At 71.8% G+C, this 13,938-nt stretch carries 10 protein-coding genes; 3 read left to right on the forward strand and 7 right to left on the reverse strand.

The window, feature by feature from the left end; genetic code table 11:
- Position 1 precedes the first annotated feature (1 nt).
- The 3 genes from fxsBH to ACFWNV_RS23355 form a co-directional block, all read right to left on the reverse strand.
- Positions 2 to 2,287: a radical SAM/SPASM protein FxsBH, inactivated beta-hydroxylase extension form gene (gene fxsBH, locus ACFWNV_RS23345; protein ID WP_383950273.1), complete on the reverse strand. Its 2,286-nt coding sequence runs from the start codon at positions 2,285 to 2,287 to the stop codon at positions 2 to 4.
- Positions 2,288 to 2,315: 28 nt separating this feature from the next.
- On the reverse strand, positions 2,316 to 2,480 hold the full coding sequence (gene fxsA, locus ACFWNV_RS23350) for an FxSxx-COOH cyclophane-containing RiPP peptide (protein ID WP_383950275.1): 165 nt from the start codon (positions 2,478 to 2,480) through the stop codon (positions 2,316 to 2,318).
- Positions 2,481 to 2,887: 407 nt separating this feature from the next.
- The gene (locus ACFWNV_RS23355) at positions 2,888 to 3,790 is read right to left on the reverse strand and encodes an alpha/beta fold hydrolase (RefSeq protein ID WP_383950278.1); all 903 of its coding nucleotides are present in this window, start codon (positions 3,788 to 3,790) and stop codon (positions 2,888 to 2,890) included.
- A gap of 300 nt (positions 3,791 to 4,090) precedes the next feature.
- Here ACFWNV_RS23355 and adhE point away from each other — a divergent pair, with 300 nt between their 5' ends.
- Positions 4,091 to 6,727 (forward strand): bifunctional acetaldehyde-CoA/alcohol dehydrogenase, encoded by a 2,637-nt coding sequence (gene adhE / locus ACFWNV_RS23360; protein WP_383950280.1) that lies wholly within the window; start codon positions 4,091 to 4,093, stop codon positions 6,725 to 6,727.
- Positions 6,728 to 6,826: 99 nt separating this feature from the next.
- On the opposite strand, the gene ACFWNV_RS23365 is transcribed toward adhE, so the two are convergent.
- Positions 6,827 to 7,384, reverse strand: coding sequence for a TetR/AcrR family transcriptional regulator (locus tag ACFWNV_RS23365; RefSeq protein ID WP_383950336.1), 558 nt, complete (start codon positions 7,382 to 7,384; stop codon positions 6,827 to 6,829).
- Positions 7,385 to 7,598: 214 nt separating this feature from the next.
- Here ACFWNV_RS23365 and ACFWNV_RS23370 point away from each other — a divergent pair, with 214 nt between their 5' ends.
- The gene (locus ACFWNV_RS23370; protein WP_383950283.1) at positions 7,599 to 8,996 is read left to right on the forward strand and encodes a purine-cytosine permease family protein; all 1,398 of its coding nucleotides are present in this window, start codon (positions 7,599 to 7,601) and stop codon (positions 8,994 to 8,996) included.
- A gap of 77 nt (positions 8,997 to 9,073) precedes the next feature.
- Positions 9,074 to 10,726 carry an amidohydrolase gene (locus ACFWNV_RS23375; protein ID WP_383950286.1) on the forward strand — a complete coding sequence of 551 codons (1,653 nt, stop codon included), beginning with the start codon at positions 9,074 to 9,076 and terminating at the stop codon, positions 10,724 to 10,726.
- A 126-nt stretch (positions 10,727 to 10,852) separates the two neighbouring features.
- Here the strand turns inward: ACFWNV_RS23375 and ACFWNV_RS23380 are convergent, their stop codons facing one another.
- From ACFWNV_RS23380 to ACFWNV_RS23390, 3 genes are all read right to left on the reverse strand, one after another.
- Positions 10,853 to 12,037 carry an AAA family ATPase gene (locus tag ACFWNV_RS23380; protein ID WP_383950288.1) on the reverse strand — a complete coding sequence of 395 codons (1,185 nt, stop codon included), beginning with the start codon at positions 12,035 to 12,037 and terminating at the stop codon, positions 10,853 to 10,855.
- Positions 12,038 to 12,115: 78 nt separating this feature from the next.
- Complete coding sequence (locus ACFWNV_RS23385; protein ID WP_383950291.1) at positions 12,116 to 12,781, reverse strand: acetate uptake transporter; 666 nt, start codon at positions 12,779 to 12,781, stop codon at positions 12,116 to 12,118.
- Positions 12,778 to 13,881, reverse strand: coding sequence for a DUF3533 domain-containing protein (locus tag ACFWNV_RS23390; RefSeq protein ID WP_383950294.1), 1,104 nt, complete (start codon positions 13,879 to 13,881; stop codon positions 12,778 to 12,780). The genes ACFWNV_RS23385 and ACFWNV_RS23390 overlap by 4 nt, the downstream gene beginning before the upstream one ends.
- Positions 13,882 to 13,938 lie beyond the last annotated feature (57 nt).

Raw genomic sequence — 13,938 nt, forward strand, 5'->3', positions numbered from 1 at the left:
GTCACGCGTCGACCGCCTTCAGTTCCCAGCGGAGCTGCTCCACGAGCCGCTTGCCGGTGCTCGTCAGCTCCGCCGCGCCCGACAGCCGGTCCAGCGCCCGGTTGATCCGGTCCAGCCCGCCCGGCTCGGCGGTGGCGGTCGCCCGCAGGTAGGCCTCCACGGCCACCCGCTCGTGGACGTCGGCCAGCAGCCGGGACACCGGGACCGGGTGCTCCCGCCACGGCGAGGGGTGCTGCCACTCCCCGTCCAGCGCGTACAGGTCGGCCACCTCGGTCAGCGCCTGGAGCCCGGCCCGCCGCCGCCCGGTCAGCAGCGCGAGCGCGGTCTCCGCCACCCCGGCCGCGTACGGCACTCCGAGCGCGCCCGGACCGTGCCGCCCCGCCTCGCCCCAGCCGCGGGCCTGCGGGCCGCCCGCGAGCGGGGTCAGCGTGGTCAGCCCGGTGGCGGCCGCCCGCGCGAACCCGGGCACCGAGGCGTGCAGCAGCGCCCATGCCGCGTCGAGGCGCTCGCGCCACTCCTCGGCCTCCCCGGCGCCGAGCCGCAGCCTGGGCGGGCGGGCGAAGCAGTTGCGGTGCGGATCCAGGTCCTCCAGCGCCACCGGGACCGCGCCCGGCCCCGGCGACCAGGTGCGTACGGGCTGCCAGCGGGCGTCACCCGCGGCGGGCCCGAAGCGGTGCTCGGGGCGGCCCTCCTCGCGGGCGGCGTACCCCCCGTCGACGGCGTGCAGGGTGGCCCGCCCCTCGGTGCCGGGCTCGCCCAGGCGCAGCAGGCCGAGCGTCGGCAGGTAGACCTCGCCGTCCCGGTAGGCGACCTCGGCGGGCAGGTCGAGCCCGCCGCGCAGCACGGCGGCGGCGGCCAGCGCGGTCAGCCTGCGGGCCGCCTGCGGGGCGCCGGGGCGGCCCTGCCCGGCGGGGTCGAGGCAGGCCATGACCCAGGTCCGGGTGAAGGGGTGGGCCAGTACGGCGTCCAGCGCGTCCGCGCCCGCCCGCCCGGCCCGCTCCACGGCACCCAGCACCCGCCAGGCCCGGTCCCAGTCGGAATCACCCGTACGGCGGTCGTTCAAGAGGGCGAGCAGGTCCCGGGTGAGCTGCTCCTGGGAGCCGGCCAGCTCGGCCGGGTCGGAGAGTTCCGGGGCGCTCGCGCGGGTGCTCGTACGCCCCTCCACGCCATCGACGAGCTCGCGCAGGTCGGTGCAGTAGACGGAGGGGTTGTCGAAGTCCCCGGCGGCCTCCGGGCCGCCAGCTCCCTCGGGACCGGCCTTGTAGCGGTGGGTGTAGAGCCCGCCTCCGCACGAACGTACGACGGGGCACCGGCGGCACGTGTCGCTGACGCCGGCCAGGCCCAGCTGCCGGGCGCGGACCCCGGGATGGGCCGCGACCAGGTCGAAGGGGTGGTCGAAGACGTTGAACCCGGTTGCGGCGGCCCCCTCGAAGGCGCTCTTGAGGGAGTCGACCTGCTCCAGGTTGCCGTCGGTCTCCACCACGACGAGGTCCGTGGGCGCGAGGCCGAGCGACTCGGTGAGGCTGGGGCCGCCGGCCAGGGTGGAGAACAGCGAGTCGAAGAGCCGTACGGGGACCGGGCGGCCGAGGCGCTCCCAGTGGTCGAAGACCCGCAGCAGCCAGCGCGCGTAGGCGTCGGGGGCCTCGTCGGGCCGGACCGGGGGCGTCTGCCAGGTGGCGTGCGGGAGGAGGAAGTCCACGCGCGGCGGAACCAGTTCGACCAGGGCGTCGAGGACGGCCACGGGATCGTTGGCCACGTCGATGGTGCAGAGCAGGCCCTGGTACAGGTGGCGGTAGGGCTCGGTGCGCAGCAGGTCCACGGCGGCCAGCACGAGGGGGTGGCTGGTGCGCCCGTCGGCGTAGCGCCGGTGGCGGTCGTTGGCCGCCTGGTCCCCGTCGAGGGAGACGCTCACGCTGACGCCGAACTCCACGAAGAGGTCCAGGTAGCGGCGGCTGAGCTGGAGGCCGTTGGTGTGCATGCGCAGGTCGAGGGCGGCGATGCCGTCGAGGGCGCGGGTGAATTCCTCGCACACGAGCCGGAGGCGGGCGGTGCCCGCGAGAAGCGGTTCCCCTCCGTGAAGGATGACCGTGACGGAGGGGAGTGCGTGTGTCCTTGCGTGTTCGGCGAGGCGCGACGCGGTGTGTGCGATCACCTCGGGGGAGATCACTTTGGGCCGGGCGCGCCAGCTCTGATCTGCGTGTTCGTAGACGTAGCAATGATCACAAGCGAGATCGCATCTGCTGTGAACTTTCAGGACGATCTCGCGAAAAGCGATCAGGCCGGTCATTCCACCAGTCTAGAGCGCTGACTTGTCGTCAGAGTGCAGAGTTGAAGATGGGCGTCTGAACCTTTCGGCCGGATTCCGTCGGGAGGACGCGACCCAGGGTCGCGGCCGCGCGCGCACCGCGGACGTCGATCCGGTCGAGCGGGACGCGGGAGGCAGCGACGGTGCTGGCCGGGTGGGTTGCGGAGGTGTTCATGACGCCGTCCTCGGGGAGGTCATGGGGAATGGGAGGGGTTGACATTGACGAGAAGCCAGTGTCTGGCGCGGACTTTACCTTCCCGATGGGTGATCGGCGTGCCGAACTGCGCAGGTCCTTGTTACAGAATGATGTCCTGTTCAGGGCCGATCGGGCGGCTGTGGCAAACATGATCGAATTCGCGCGGGCCCGGTATTCGCCCGTTTGCCTCAAAGCAAGATCCTTTCTATTCGCAGGCCTGCCGCGGCGGCGGGTTCCGGGCTTCCGACCTCCATGGATGCCGCTCCGTCCGCTCGGGGTGGCCTACCTCGGCAAGGCGCCGTGGAGTTGGGCGGCGCCGGACCGCAAGTTGCTTGCGGTGAAGGCGGTTTGGTGGTGCGACGGGTTCCGCGCGGGCCGGAACCCTCCTACGCCGGCTGCTGTTCGTTGACGGGTGGCGCGGGCACCTCCCTGAGCAGCCACGTCAGTACGTCGGGCAGGGCGTGCAGCGCCGCGAAGTGCGCGGCGGCCGGATCGATGTTCGTGGTGGCGCCCGGGATGCGGCCGGCCAGCCAGCGGGAGTGGCCCACGGGTGAGAACACGTCGAGCTCCCCGTGCCAGATCAGCACCGGGCAGCGGATGTCCGCCGGGTCGAAGCCCCAGGGGCTGCTGAAGGAGATGGCGTCGTCGATCCAGCCGTAGGCGGAGGTGCGGACCCCCTCGCGGTAATTGCGCAGCAGCATGGCCCGCAGCCCCGCGTCGGCGACGATCATGCGGTCGCTGTCCGTGAGCTCGCGGCGCAGCTCGTCCAGGAGCCGTCCGGGGTCCTTGGCGATCCCGGCGGCGCGCGGGATCAGCCGGGCGGCGAGCTCCTCGGGGTCCCGGCCGGCGGTGGAGTGCTCCCGGATGTTCGAGGGGGACATGCCCTCGAACCAGTCCAGGTCCTCCGCGTCCCGGGGGGCCAGGGAGACCAGTGCGGCGGTCCGGGTGACCCGGTGGGGGAGCAGGGCGGCGCAGGCCAGGGCGCCGGGGGCGCCGCCGGAGCGGCCGGCCACGGCGAAGTGCTCCAGGCCCAGGGAGTCGGCGATCGCCGTCACCTCGGTGGCCACGTCGGCGACGGTGCGGCCCGGGTGGCGGTCGGAGCCCCCGTAGCCGGGCCGGTCGTAGGCGATGAGCTGCATCCGGCGCTGGTAGAGGACCATCCCGCGGGGTGCGGGGCCCAGGCGGCTGCCGGGCGTGCCGTGGAGCAGGAAAACGGGTTTGCCGTGCGGATCGCCCCAGCGCTCCCACGTCAGATTCCGTCCGTCCGCAAGGCGCACCTGACTGCGCACGCGCTCCCTCCTTCACGGTCGACGCGACTCGTCACGGTGATTGTGCTCGCTGGGTGGGGAGTGCGGTAGGGCGCACTTGGTCAGAAATTCTTGTGAAAGTTTTCACAAGCGCACAGGGGTCTTAGGTCCCGAGGTGTCAGTGCAGGTCAGAGCCATGATCGGGGAGGTGTGAACGGGTGTGAACGGTCCTTCGGCCCGGTGGATAAGGGCTTTTTCGGCGGCGCGGCTTCCGCTTTTGGGTGTCGAATTGAGTCATCAGGAAAGCGGTTCAGGTTGAGTCGAAATGAAGGAGTTCCTGCCATGCAGGCGAACGAGATGGTGGATGGACTGGTTCAGGGGGCGCTCACGGCGCTCGACCAGTTCTCGTCGTTCAACCAGGAGCAGGTCGACCACATCGTCAAGAAGGCCTCGCTGGCCGCTCTGAGCCAGCACGGCGAGCTCGCCCAGCTGGCGGTCGAGGAGACCGGCCGCGGCCTCTTCGAGGACAAGGCCGTCAAGAACCTCTTCGCCTGCGAGCACGTCGTGAACTCGATGCGCGGGCTCAAGACCGCCGGCGTCATCCGCCGCGACGAGCTGAACGGCATCACGGAGATCGCCGAGCCCGTCGGCGTCGTCTGCGCGATGACCCCGGTCACCAACCCGACCTCCACCACGATCTTCAAGGCGCTGATCGCCCTGAAGACCCGCAACCCGATCATCTTCGCCTTCCACCCCTCCGCGCAGAACTGCTCGGCCGAGGCCGCCCGCATCGTCCGCGACGCCGCCGTCGCCGCCGGCGCCCCCGCCGACTGCGTCCAGTGGGTCACCGCACCCTCCATGGAGGCCACCGGCGCCCTCATGAACCACCCGGGCGTCTCCACCATCCTCGCGACCGGCGGAAACGCCATGGTCAAGGCCGCCTACTCGTGCGGCAAGCCGGCCCTGGGCGTCGGCGCGGGCAACGTCCCGGCGTACGTCCACAAGAGCGCCAAGCTCGGCCGCGCGATCCACGACATCGTGCTCTCCAAGGCCTTCGACAACGGCATGATCTGCGCCTCCGAGCAGGCCGTCATCCTCGACACCGAGATCTACGAAGCGGGCCTCGCCGAGTTCAAGCGGCTCGGCGCCCACGTGGTCTCCGCCGCCGAGAAGACCAAGCTGGAGCAGTTCGTCTTCGGCACCACCGCCTACGCGGCCGACGCCAACGGCGCCAAGCTGAACCCGAACGTCGTCGGCAAGTCCCCGCAGTGGATCGCCGAGCAGGCCGGCTTCACCGTCCCCGCCGAGGCCTCGATCCTCCTCGCGGAGTGCAACGAGGTCGGCGAGAACGAGCCGCTGACCCGCGAGAAGCTGTCCCCGATCCTGGCCTGCCTGAAGGCCTCGGACACCGAGCACGGCCTCGAACTGGCCGCCGCGATGGTCGAGTTCCACGGACTGGGCCACAGCGCCGCCATCCACGCCGAGGACGAGGAGCTCGTCGAGGAGTTCGGCAAGAGGGTCAAGGCGATCCGCGTCATCGCCAACTCGCCCTCCACCTTCGGCGGCATCGGCGACGTCTACAACGCCTTCCTCCCCTCGCTCACCCTGGGCTGCGGCTCGTACGGACACAACTCGGTGTCGAACAACGTCACCGCGGTCAACCTGATCAACGTCAAGCGGATCGGACGGCGCAACACCAACATGCAGTGGTTCAAGGTCCCGCCGAAGATCTACTTCGAGCGCAACTCCATCCGCTACCTCGGTGAGATGGACGGCATCAGCCGGGTCTCGATCGTCACCGACAAGACGATGGTCTCCATCGGCTTCGTGCAGAAGGTCGTCGACATCCTGCAGGCCCGCGAGGGCGCCGTGTCGATCCAGATCATCGACAACGTCGAGCCCAACCCGGAGCTCTCCACCGTCCAGGCCGGCGCCGCGATGATGCGCGACTTCAAGCCCGACACGATCATCGGCCTCGGCGGCGGCTCGCCGATGGACGCCGCGAAGATCATGTGGCTGATGTACGAGCGCCCGGAGGTCGAGTTCGCCGACACGAAGGAGAAGTTCTTCGACGTCCGCAAGCGCGCCTACAAGTTCCCCTCGCTCGGCGAGAAGGCCAAGATGGTCGCCATCCCGACCACCTCGGGCACCGGCTCCGAGGTCACCCCGTTCGCCGTCATCTCCGACCCGGCCGCGGCCCAGAAGTACCCGCTCGCCGACTACGCGCTGACCCCGAACGTCGCCATCGTCGACCCGATGCTGCCGATGGGCCTCCCGCCCAAGGTGACCGCCGACTCCGGCTTCGACGCCCTGACGCACGCCACCGAGGCCTACGTCTCCGCCTACTCGAACGACTACACCGACGGTCTGTGCCTCCAGGCCATCAAGCTCATCTTCGAAAACCTGCAGCGCTGCGTGGTCGACGGTCCGAACGACCCCGAGGCCCGCGAGAAGATGCACAACGCCTCCACCGTGGCGGGCATGGCCTTCGCCAACGCCTTCCTGGGCATGGTCCACGCCATGGCGCACACCCTGGGCAACACCTTCCACGTCGCCCACGGCCGCACCAACGCGCTGCTCCTGCCGCACGTGATCCGCCACAACGGCACGGTCACCCACAAGGCCACCCCGTGGCCCAAGGCCGAGGTCTACCGGGCACCGGAGCGCTTCCAGGAGATCGCGAAGATGCTGGGCCTGCCGGCCGCCACGGCCGCCGAGGGCGTCGAGTCCTACGCCAAGGCCGTCGAGGAGCTCCGCAGCAAGTGCGGGATCACTGCCTCCTTCGCCGAGGAGGGCGTGGACGAGCAGGCCTTCATCGAGGCCCTGCCGACCCAGGCCATGAACGCCTACGCCGACCAGTGCGCCCCCGCCAACCCGCGGATGCCGATGATCGACGACCTGAAGCAGCTCATGCGCCAGGCCTACTACGGCAACGCCGAGGGCGCCCCGGCCAAGAAGGCCGCCGCCAAGAAGAAGTAATGCTTCTTCCCACCGAGAACCTCCGCTAAGGAGCGGAAAAGCCCGCCCGGGGCGCTAAGGCCCGGGCGGGCTTTCCACATGTCCGGACGCCGGCCGTACTCAGGTGTGCGGGATCAGCAGGGCCGCCGCCGAGCGGGCGCGCTCCAGGGAGGTGGCCCGGTCGGCGCCGCGCTCGCCCAGCACGACCCGGGTGCTCAGCCCGTCCAGCAGCGCCAGCAGCTCCGAGGCCCGGGCCGGGACGTCCAGGCCGGCCGCGAAGCGGCCCTGCTCCACGCCCTTGGCGAGGAGCGCCTCCAGGTCCCGCTGCCAGCCGTCGTCGATCTCCTGCTGGGCGGCGCGCAGCGGCTCGTTCGAGGGGATGCGGGCCCACAGCTCGATCCAGAGGGTCCAGCGCGGATCGCGGGGGCCGCGGGGCAGGTAGAGCTCCAGGAAGAGCGCGAGCTTGCGGTGTGCGGTGAGCCTGCGGCCCAGCAACTCGCTGCGCTCGCCGGTCAGTTGCTGCTCGCTCCAGTTCAGGGCGGCCAGCAGCAGGCGGTCCTTGCTGCCGAAGTAGTACAGGATGTGGCCGCCGCTGGTGCCGAGCCGTTCGGCGAGCGCGGACATGGTGAGCGTCGCCAGCCCGTCCTCGGCGATCGCCGCCATGGCCTCTTCCAGCATCCGCTCCTGGGCGATCCGCCCGTCGCGCCGCCGTGCCGCTCCCGCTGCTCCCGCCACTGGTGCCGCCCTTCCGATCTTCGTGGGCCGACCTTATCCCGGACAAGGTCTTGACGGGGTCCCGGTCGGGGGCGCATCTTGAATGCCATTCAAGAACTTAGAACGCCGTTCAAGGTCGGCTTCGCGGTTCACCGGGTCGGAGATCAGGGGCAGACGCATGGCACACCAGGAGACGACGGCCGACGTCGACGAGGTCTTCAGAGTCGAGACGCACGGCATCGACCCCATCCCCGACGCCGAGCGGCACGGCGGGGCCAAGGACCTCTTCTGGCTCTGGTTCGGCTCCAACCTGACCTTCACCTACGTGATCAACGGAGCCCTCGCCGTCGCCTTCGGCCTCAGCTTCTGGCAGGCCACCGCCGTGGTCGTGATCAGCGGACTGTCCTTCTTCGCGGTCAGCGCCGCCGGCCTCAGCGGCATCCGCACCGGCACCGCCACCCTGGTCATCTCCCGGGCCGCCTTCGGCGTACGGGGCAACTGGCCGGCCGGCGTCCTCAACTGGGTGGTGAGCATCGGCTACACCATCGTCAACACCGTCGTCGGCACCCTGGCCCTGGAGGTCTTCTTCGCCGAGGTCGGCCTGGGCGAAGGCACCCTGATCCGGGCCGCCGCGCTCGGCATCACCCTCGCGCTCACCTTCGCCGTCGCGATGTGGGGCCACGCCACCGTGCAGTTCGCCGAACGCTGGATGGCCTACGTCCTGGCCGTCGGCTTCGGCGCCGTGCTCGTCTTCGTCCTGCCCGGCACCGAGACCGCCGCCCCGGCCGACGCCCTGGCCCCGGGCCTGTCCGGCTGGAGCCTGGCCTTCGTCGTGATGCTCGCCGGGCCGTTCTCGTACCTGCCGATGCCCGCCGACTACACCCGCTACCTGCCCCGCACCACCACGCTGAAGTCGATCACCTGGATGGGCGCGCTCGGCGGGTTCCTCTCCTCCGTCGCCCTCGGGATCGCCGGCGTGGCCGCCGCCACCCAGACGGACATGACCGACGCCGTCGCCGGGGCCGAGAGCCTGCTGCCGGGCTGGTTCCAGCCGCTGTTCCTCGCGCTGGTGCTGGGCGGCTCCGTCACCAACTCGATCATCACGCTCTACTCCTCCAGCCTGAACCTCCAGGTCCTCGGCATCCCCTGGAGCCGGTCCCGGGCCATCGTGATCAGCGCCGCCGTGACCGCCGCCGGATCGCTCGCCGCGCTCTTCCTCACCGACTTCACCACCTCGCTGCTCTCCTTCCTCTCCCTCCTGATCATCGTGTTCGCCCCCTGGGGCGGCGTCTTCCTCGCCGACATGCTGCTGCGCCGCTGCCGCTACGACTCCGACGCGCTGCACGCCGGGAGCGCGGGCGCCTACTGGTACCGCTCCGGCTACCACCCGGCGGGCATGACCGCCCTGCTCGCCGGTATGGCCTTCGCCGCCCTGACCTGCGATTCCGAACTGTGGACCGGGCCGCTCGTGGCCCCGCTCGGCGGCGCCGACCTGACCCTGCTCGGCTCGGTGGTCTCCGGGCTCACGTACTGGGCCCTCGCCCGGCGCGTGCCCGCGTACGCCCCGGCCGCCTGAGGCCCTCCCGGCCTCCCGGTCCGGCCTCCCCGGGCCACCCGTCTCTCCGTTCCCCCTCTGCACAGGAGCACCACCCCATGTCGCACCCCGCCCCCGCCGATCTGCTCCTCACCGGAGCCCGCATCCACACCGTCGACCCCGAGCTGCCCGAGGCCGAAGCCCTCGCCGTGCAGGGCGGGCGGATCGTCTGGGTCGGGCCGGACGCGGAGGCCGCCGACTGGGCGGGCCCGGACACCGAGCGGATCGACGCGGGCGGCCGGCTCGTACTGCCCGGGTTCATCGACGCCCACAACCACGTCCGCCTCGGCTCCGACGACGCGTGCGTGCAGCTCGCCGGGGTGCGCACGCTCGAAGCGATCCTCGACCGGATCGGCACCTGGCGCGAGGCCAACCCCGACGCCGAGTGGATCGAGGCCGAGGCCTTCGACTACTCCGCGATCCCCGGCGGCCGCATGCCCACCGCAGCCGACCTGGACCCGGTCACCGGGGACATCCCCGCGATCGTGCTCTCGTACGACGTCCACACGGCCTGGCTGAACACGGCGGCCATGCACCGGCTCGGCGTCGCGAAGGACCGTACCGACCTGCCCTTCGGCACGGCCGCCGTGGACCCGGAGACCGGTGAACCCACCGGATTCGTCAAGGACTTCGCCATCAAGGGCCTCTCCCGCGACGGCCACCGCGCCCTGCGCGACCTGGGCGTGCCGTGGGCCTCCCCGGACCGCCAGTACGGGCGCCTCGCCAAGAGCCTCGACGACGCGATCGGCTTCGGCATCACCACCGTCGTTGAACCGCAGAACTCCCTCGACGACCTGGAACTGTACGACCGGGCGCGCGCCGAGGGCCGGCTGCGCTCGCGGATCGTCGCCGCACTGTTCCACCCGCGCGGCACCACCGAGGAGGACCTCGACCTCTTCGAGGCGGCGGCGAAGGTGCACGCGGGGGACCGCTTCCGGGTCGGCCCCCTGAAGCTCTACATCGACGACGTCGTGGAGCCGCGCACGGCCGCGCTGCTGGAGCCCTACACCAGCTGCGGGGCGCACCGGGGCGAGACCTTCTACCCGGCGGAGGAGTTCGCCGGACTCCTCGCCCGGCTGGACGCGCGCGGGTTCCAGTGCTTCGTCCACGCCACCGGTGACCGGGGCATCCGTACCGTCCTCGACGCCGTCGAGCACGCACGGACGGTGAACGGCCCGCGCGACGCCCGCCACCAGGTCGTGCACGTGGAATGCCTGGACCCCCAGGACGTACCGCGCTTCGCGCAGCTCGGCGTGGTGGCCTGCATGCAGCCCCGGCACTGCGCGCCGGAGATCGCCGGTCCCGGCCAGGACTGGGCGGAGAACGTGGGGGAGGACCGCTGGCACAAGGCGTGGCCGATGCGGAGCCTCGCCGAGGCGGGCGCCGTCCTGGCCTTCTCCAGCGACTGGAACGTCGCCGAGATGGACCCGATGATCGGCATCTACACGGCACTGACCCGGCGCCCCCTGGACGGCGGCGAACCGTGGCAGGAGCAGGAGACGGTGGACGCCCGGACGGCGGTGTACGGCTACACGATGGGCTCCGCGTACGCCAACTTCCTTGAAAATGACCGGGGTTCCCTCACGGTCGGCAAGGCCGCCGACTTCGTGATCCTGTCCCGGGACATCCTCGCGGTGGCCCCGGAGCAGATCCCCGGAACGGTGGCCGAAACGGTGGTGGTCGCGGGCGAGGTGGTCCACCGGGCGGGGTAGGTTGACGCAACTTCTGCCGCAGGCCCGGGGGGACCGCATGGACGCGCTGCTCGGCCCCGGCGCGGGCGGCGCCGGGGTGAGCTTCAAGGCCCCGCTGCGCGCGGCGGTCGCGGCGCCCGCCGGCGGCTACCGCTTGGGCCAGTACCACAGGGGTTCGTCCAGGGGGCCCTCGCGGTCCGCTACCTCGGTCTGGCCGAAGTCTTTGAGGAGGGTGATGGTCTGGAGGTCCACGCGGTGGCGGTGGACGCCCTCGGCGAGGGCCTGCGCCAGGGGGGCGGCGTGGGTGACCACCACCGTCTGGGTGTTCCGGGCCACCGTCAGGATCAGGTCCGCGAGCGGGCCCAGCAGGTCGGGGTGGAGGCTGGTCTCCGGCTCGTTGAGCACCATCAGGGCGGGCGGGCGCGGGGTCAGCAGGGCGGCCGTCCACAGCAGGTAGCGCAGGGTGCCGTCGGAGAGTTCGGCCGCGCCCAGCGGGCGCAGCAGCCCGTGCTGGTGCAGCTCCAGTTCGAAGCGGCCGTCCCGTTCCGCGACGGCCACGGTGCTGCCCGGGAAGGCGGCCTCGACAGCCGTGTCCAGGGCCGCGTGGTCGCCGGTTTCCCGGATCGTCTGGAGCGCGGCCGGCAGGTCGGAGCCGTCCGCGGCGAGCACCGGCGTACGGGTTCCCACGCGCGCGGTGCGGGACGGGGCGTCGGCGTCCGTGCGGACGTGGTCGTAGAACCGCCAGGAGCGGATCAGTTCGCGCAGGGCCAGCAGGTCGGGGGCCAGTTGCGGGTCCGCGAGCTCGCTGAGCATGGAGTCGTACGGGCGCAGGGCGCCGTGGGTGCGGTGCCAGCCGCCGTCGGCGGTACGGGTGCGCACGGCGGGCCCGGCGCGGTCGGAGAGCAGGGCGGCGGGGCGCAGGACCGGCCCGGCCCAGGTGCACTCCCGCTTGATCTCGGGGTCCAGCCCGAAGAGCGAGTCGGGGACCGGTGCGGGATGGCCGAAGTCCACCGCGTAGCCGAACTCGTCCCCGGCGAAGCCGAGCCGCAGGCTCACCGGTTCGGAGCGGACCGTCGGCTGGACGGCGTACCGCCCCTCGCGCACCGCCCGCCCGATCTTCTCCGGGCCGGCCCACAGGGTGGAGGGCAGGCCGCCCTCCCGGGCCAGCGCCGCGATGGCGCCGCCCCGGGCGGAGTCGGCCAGCAGCCGCAGGGACCGGTACAGGCTGGACTTGCCCGTGCCGTTGGCGCCCGTCACCACGGTGAGCCGGCCGAGGGGGACGATCAGTTTGCGCAGGGAGCGGTAGTTCTCCACCGCGAGCGTCGTGATCACGAGGCCGCGTTCATGCGGGCGGCCATGCGGGCGGCCATGCGGCGGCGACCGTACCGGGAGCGGTGATGCACGCGGCGGTCATGCCTCCGGGTGCTCCTCGGGGGCGAGGAAGCGGCCCATCGGCAGCACCTGACGGCCCCAGGTGCTCGCCATGATCTGCCCGGCGAGCAGGTACGTGGCTCCGAGCGCGGCCAGCAGCCCGCTCCAGCCGGTGATCCGGTTCCAGATCACCGAGCCGGTGAACCCGCTGACGGTCATGGCCACGAAGACCACCAGCACGCACGTGAAGGTGGACAGCAGCACCAGGTGGATCCGCCAGCTGCCGATCCACAGCACGAACACCACGAACACCCACGGCAGCGTGAACAGCGCGCTCACATCGCCCCGCAGCGCCGGATCCGTGGCGGGCAGCACGTACTGGATCAGGAGCGCCTTCGACATCCAGAACAGCCCGAAGCCGCCGAAGACGGTCGCGTGCCAGGTGTCTCCGCGCTGCGCCTGGAAGAGCCCGGCCAGCAGCTGGGCGAGCCCGCCGATGAAGAAGCCGACCAGCGGCAGCACGGAGTGGCTGAGGTGCTCGGGGAAGATGCCCGCGTCGATGCCGGTGGCGAGCGTGGTGACCACGATGAAGCCGGTGAGGCCGAGGGGGCCCAGCTGCGCCTGCGCGCTGGGCTCCATCCGCTTGACGGAGACGGCCTGTTCGGCCGGGCCCATGCGGTTGCGCACGTGGACGGGGTTGTTCATCGCACGGCTTCCCTCTCGGGCAGGGCGTCGGGTCCCTCCGGGAGCCCGCTGCCGACGGCCGCGCCCGCCTTGCCCCGGCGGCCCGCCGCACAGGCCAGCGTGATCGCGGAGCCGAGCACCGCCCAGCCGCTCAGGACCAGCAGCGGGCCGGTGATGTCATTGCCCTTGAAGTACGCGATCGAGCGCGCGGCGTACGTGCCCGCGCCCGGCGGCAGCCACGGGCCGATGGCCTTCCAGAAGGGCGGCAGCAGCGGGTACGGGTAGGCGCCGCCGGCGCTCGGGTTGCCGAGCACCACCACCAGCAGGATCGCCAGGCCGATGCCGACCACGCCCGCGAGCCCCTGGAAGGCCAGGGTGATCGCGCCGACGGCGAAGACGACGAGGGAGCCGAGCCCCCACAGGGCCCAGATGCTGCCGGGCAGCGCCCCCAGGACCGGGTCGGCGATCACCGAGCCGAGCAGCCCGGCCGCGATGGAGTACACCAGCAGGGCGCCGAGCCGGATGATGGCGCGGTGGACGTTCGCGGGCCGGGCGCCCGCGCTGATCGCGAGGATCGCGGCGCACAGGTAGCCGCCCACGCACCAGCCGACGACCAGGTAGAACGAGCTCAGGCCGCGCCCGTCGCCGGCGGCCGACGGGGCCACGTCCACGACGCGGACGGTGCGCCCCTGGGTCTTCTCGACGAGGCCGACGACCTCCTCGACGGCCTGCGAGAGGGAGGCTCCGGCGCCGCTCGCCACCAGCAGCTTGTCGGTGGTGCCGGCCGGGTCGATGATCAGCGCCCCGTCCACGTCCCGGTTCTGGATCTGCCGCAGCGCCGTCGCCTCGTCCTGCACGGCACGGGGGTCGAGGGGTTTGCCCGGCAGCGCGGAGAGCTGCTTCGCCGTCTGCTCGGCGACCGGCCGGGCGGGCGCGGCCACGGCGATCGGGATCTCGCTGGGTTTGGGGTGATGGAAGGCGCCGACGTACGAGGTGATGAAGGCGAGCTGGAGCGCCAGTACGCCCAGGACCAGGAGAGCGGCCCGGGTGGTGACGGCGTCCTTGATCTCGGCGAGGAAACCGCCGGACTGCCCTGGGTCTACATGGGGGGACTGGGTCATGTCTCACACGCTCGGCCTACCGGGCGCCCGGCGCAGCAGGGGAGGGCCGAATGGATG

Source organism: Streptomyces sp. NPDC058401 (genome assembly GCF_042722885.1).
In the GTDB taxonomy this organism is placed as follows: Bacteria; Actinomycetota; Actinomycetes; order Streptomycetales; family Streptomycetaceae; genus Streptomyces.

Bases quoted from the DNA above. Each gene is read 5' to 3' on its own strand.
- fxsBH (WP_383950273.1), bottom strand. From the start codon at position 2,287: ATGACCGGCCTGATCGCTTTTCGCGAGATCGTCCTGAAAGTTCACAGC.
- fxsA (WP_383950275.1), bottom strand. From the start codon at position 2,480: ATGAACACCTCCGCAACCCACCCGGCCAGCACCGTCGCTGCCTCCCGC.
- adhE (WP_383950280.1), top strand. From the start codon at position 4,091: ATGCAGGCGAACGAGATGGTGGATGGACTGGTTCAGGGGGCGCTCACG.
- ACFWNV_RS23365 (WP_383950336.1), bottom strand. From the start codon at position 7,384: ATGCTGGAAGAGGCCATGGCGGCGATCGCCGAGGACGGGCTGGCGACG.
- ACFWNV_RS23370 (WP_383950283.1), top strand. From the start codon at position 7,599: ATGGCACACCAGGAGACGACGGCCGACGTCGACGAGGTCTTCAGAGTC.
- ACFWNV_RS23375 (WP_383950286.1), top strand. From the start codon at position 9,074: ATGTCGCACCCCGCCCCCGCCGATCTGCTCCTCACCGGAGCCCGCATC.
- ACFWNV_RS23385 (WP_383950291.1), bottom strand. From the start codon at position 12,781: ATGAACAACCCCGTCCACGTGCGCAACCGCATGGGCCCGGCCGAACAG.
- ACFWNV_RS23390 (WP_383950294.1), bottom strand. From the start codon at position 13,881: ATGACCCAGTCCCCCCATGTAGACCCAGGGCAGTCCGGCGGTTTCCTC.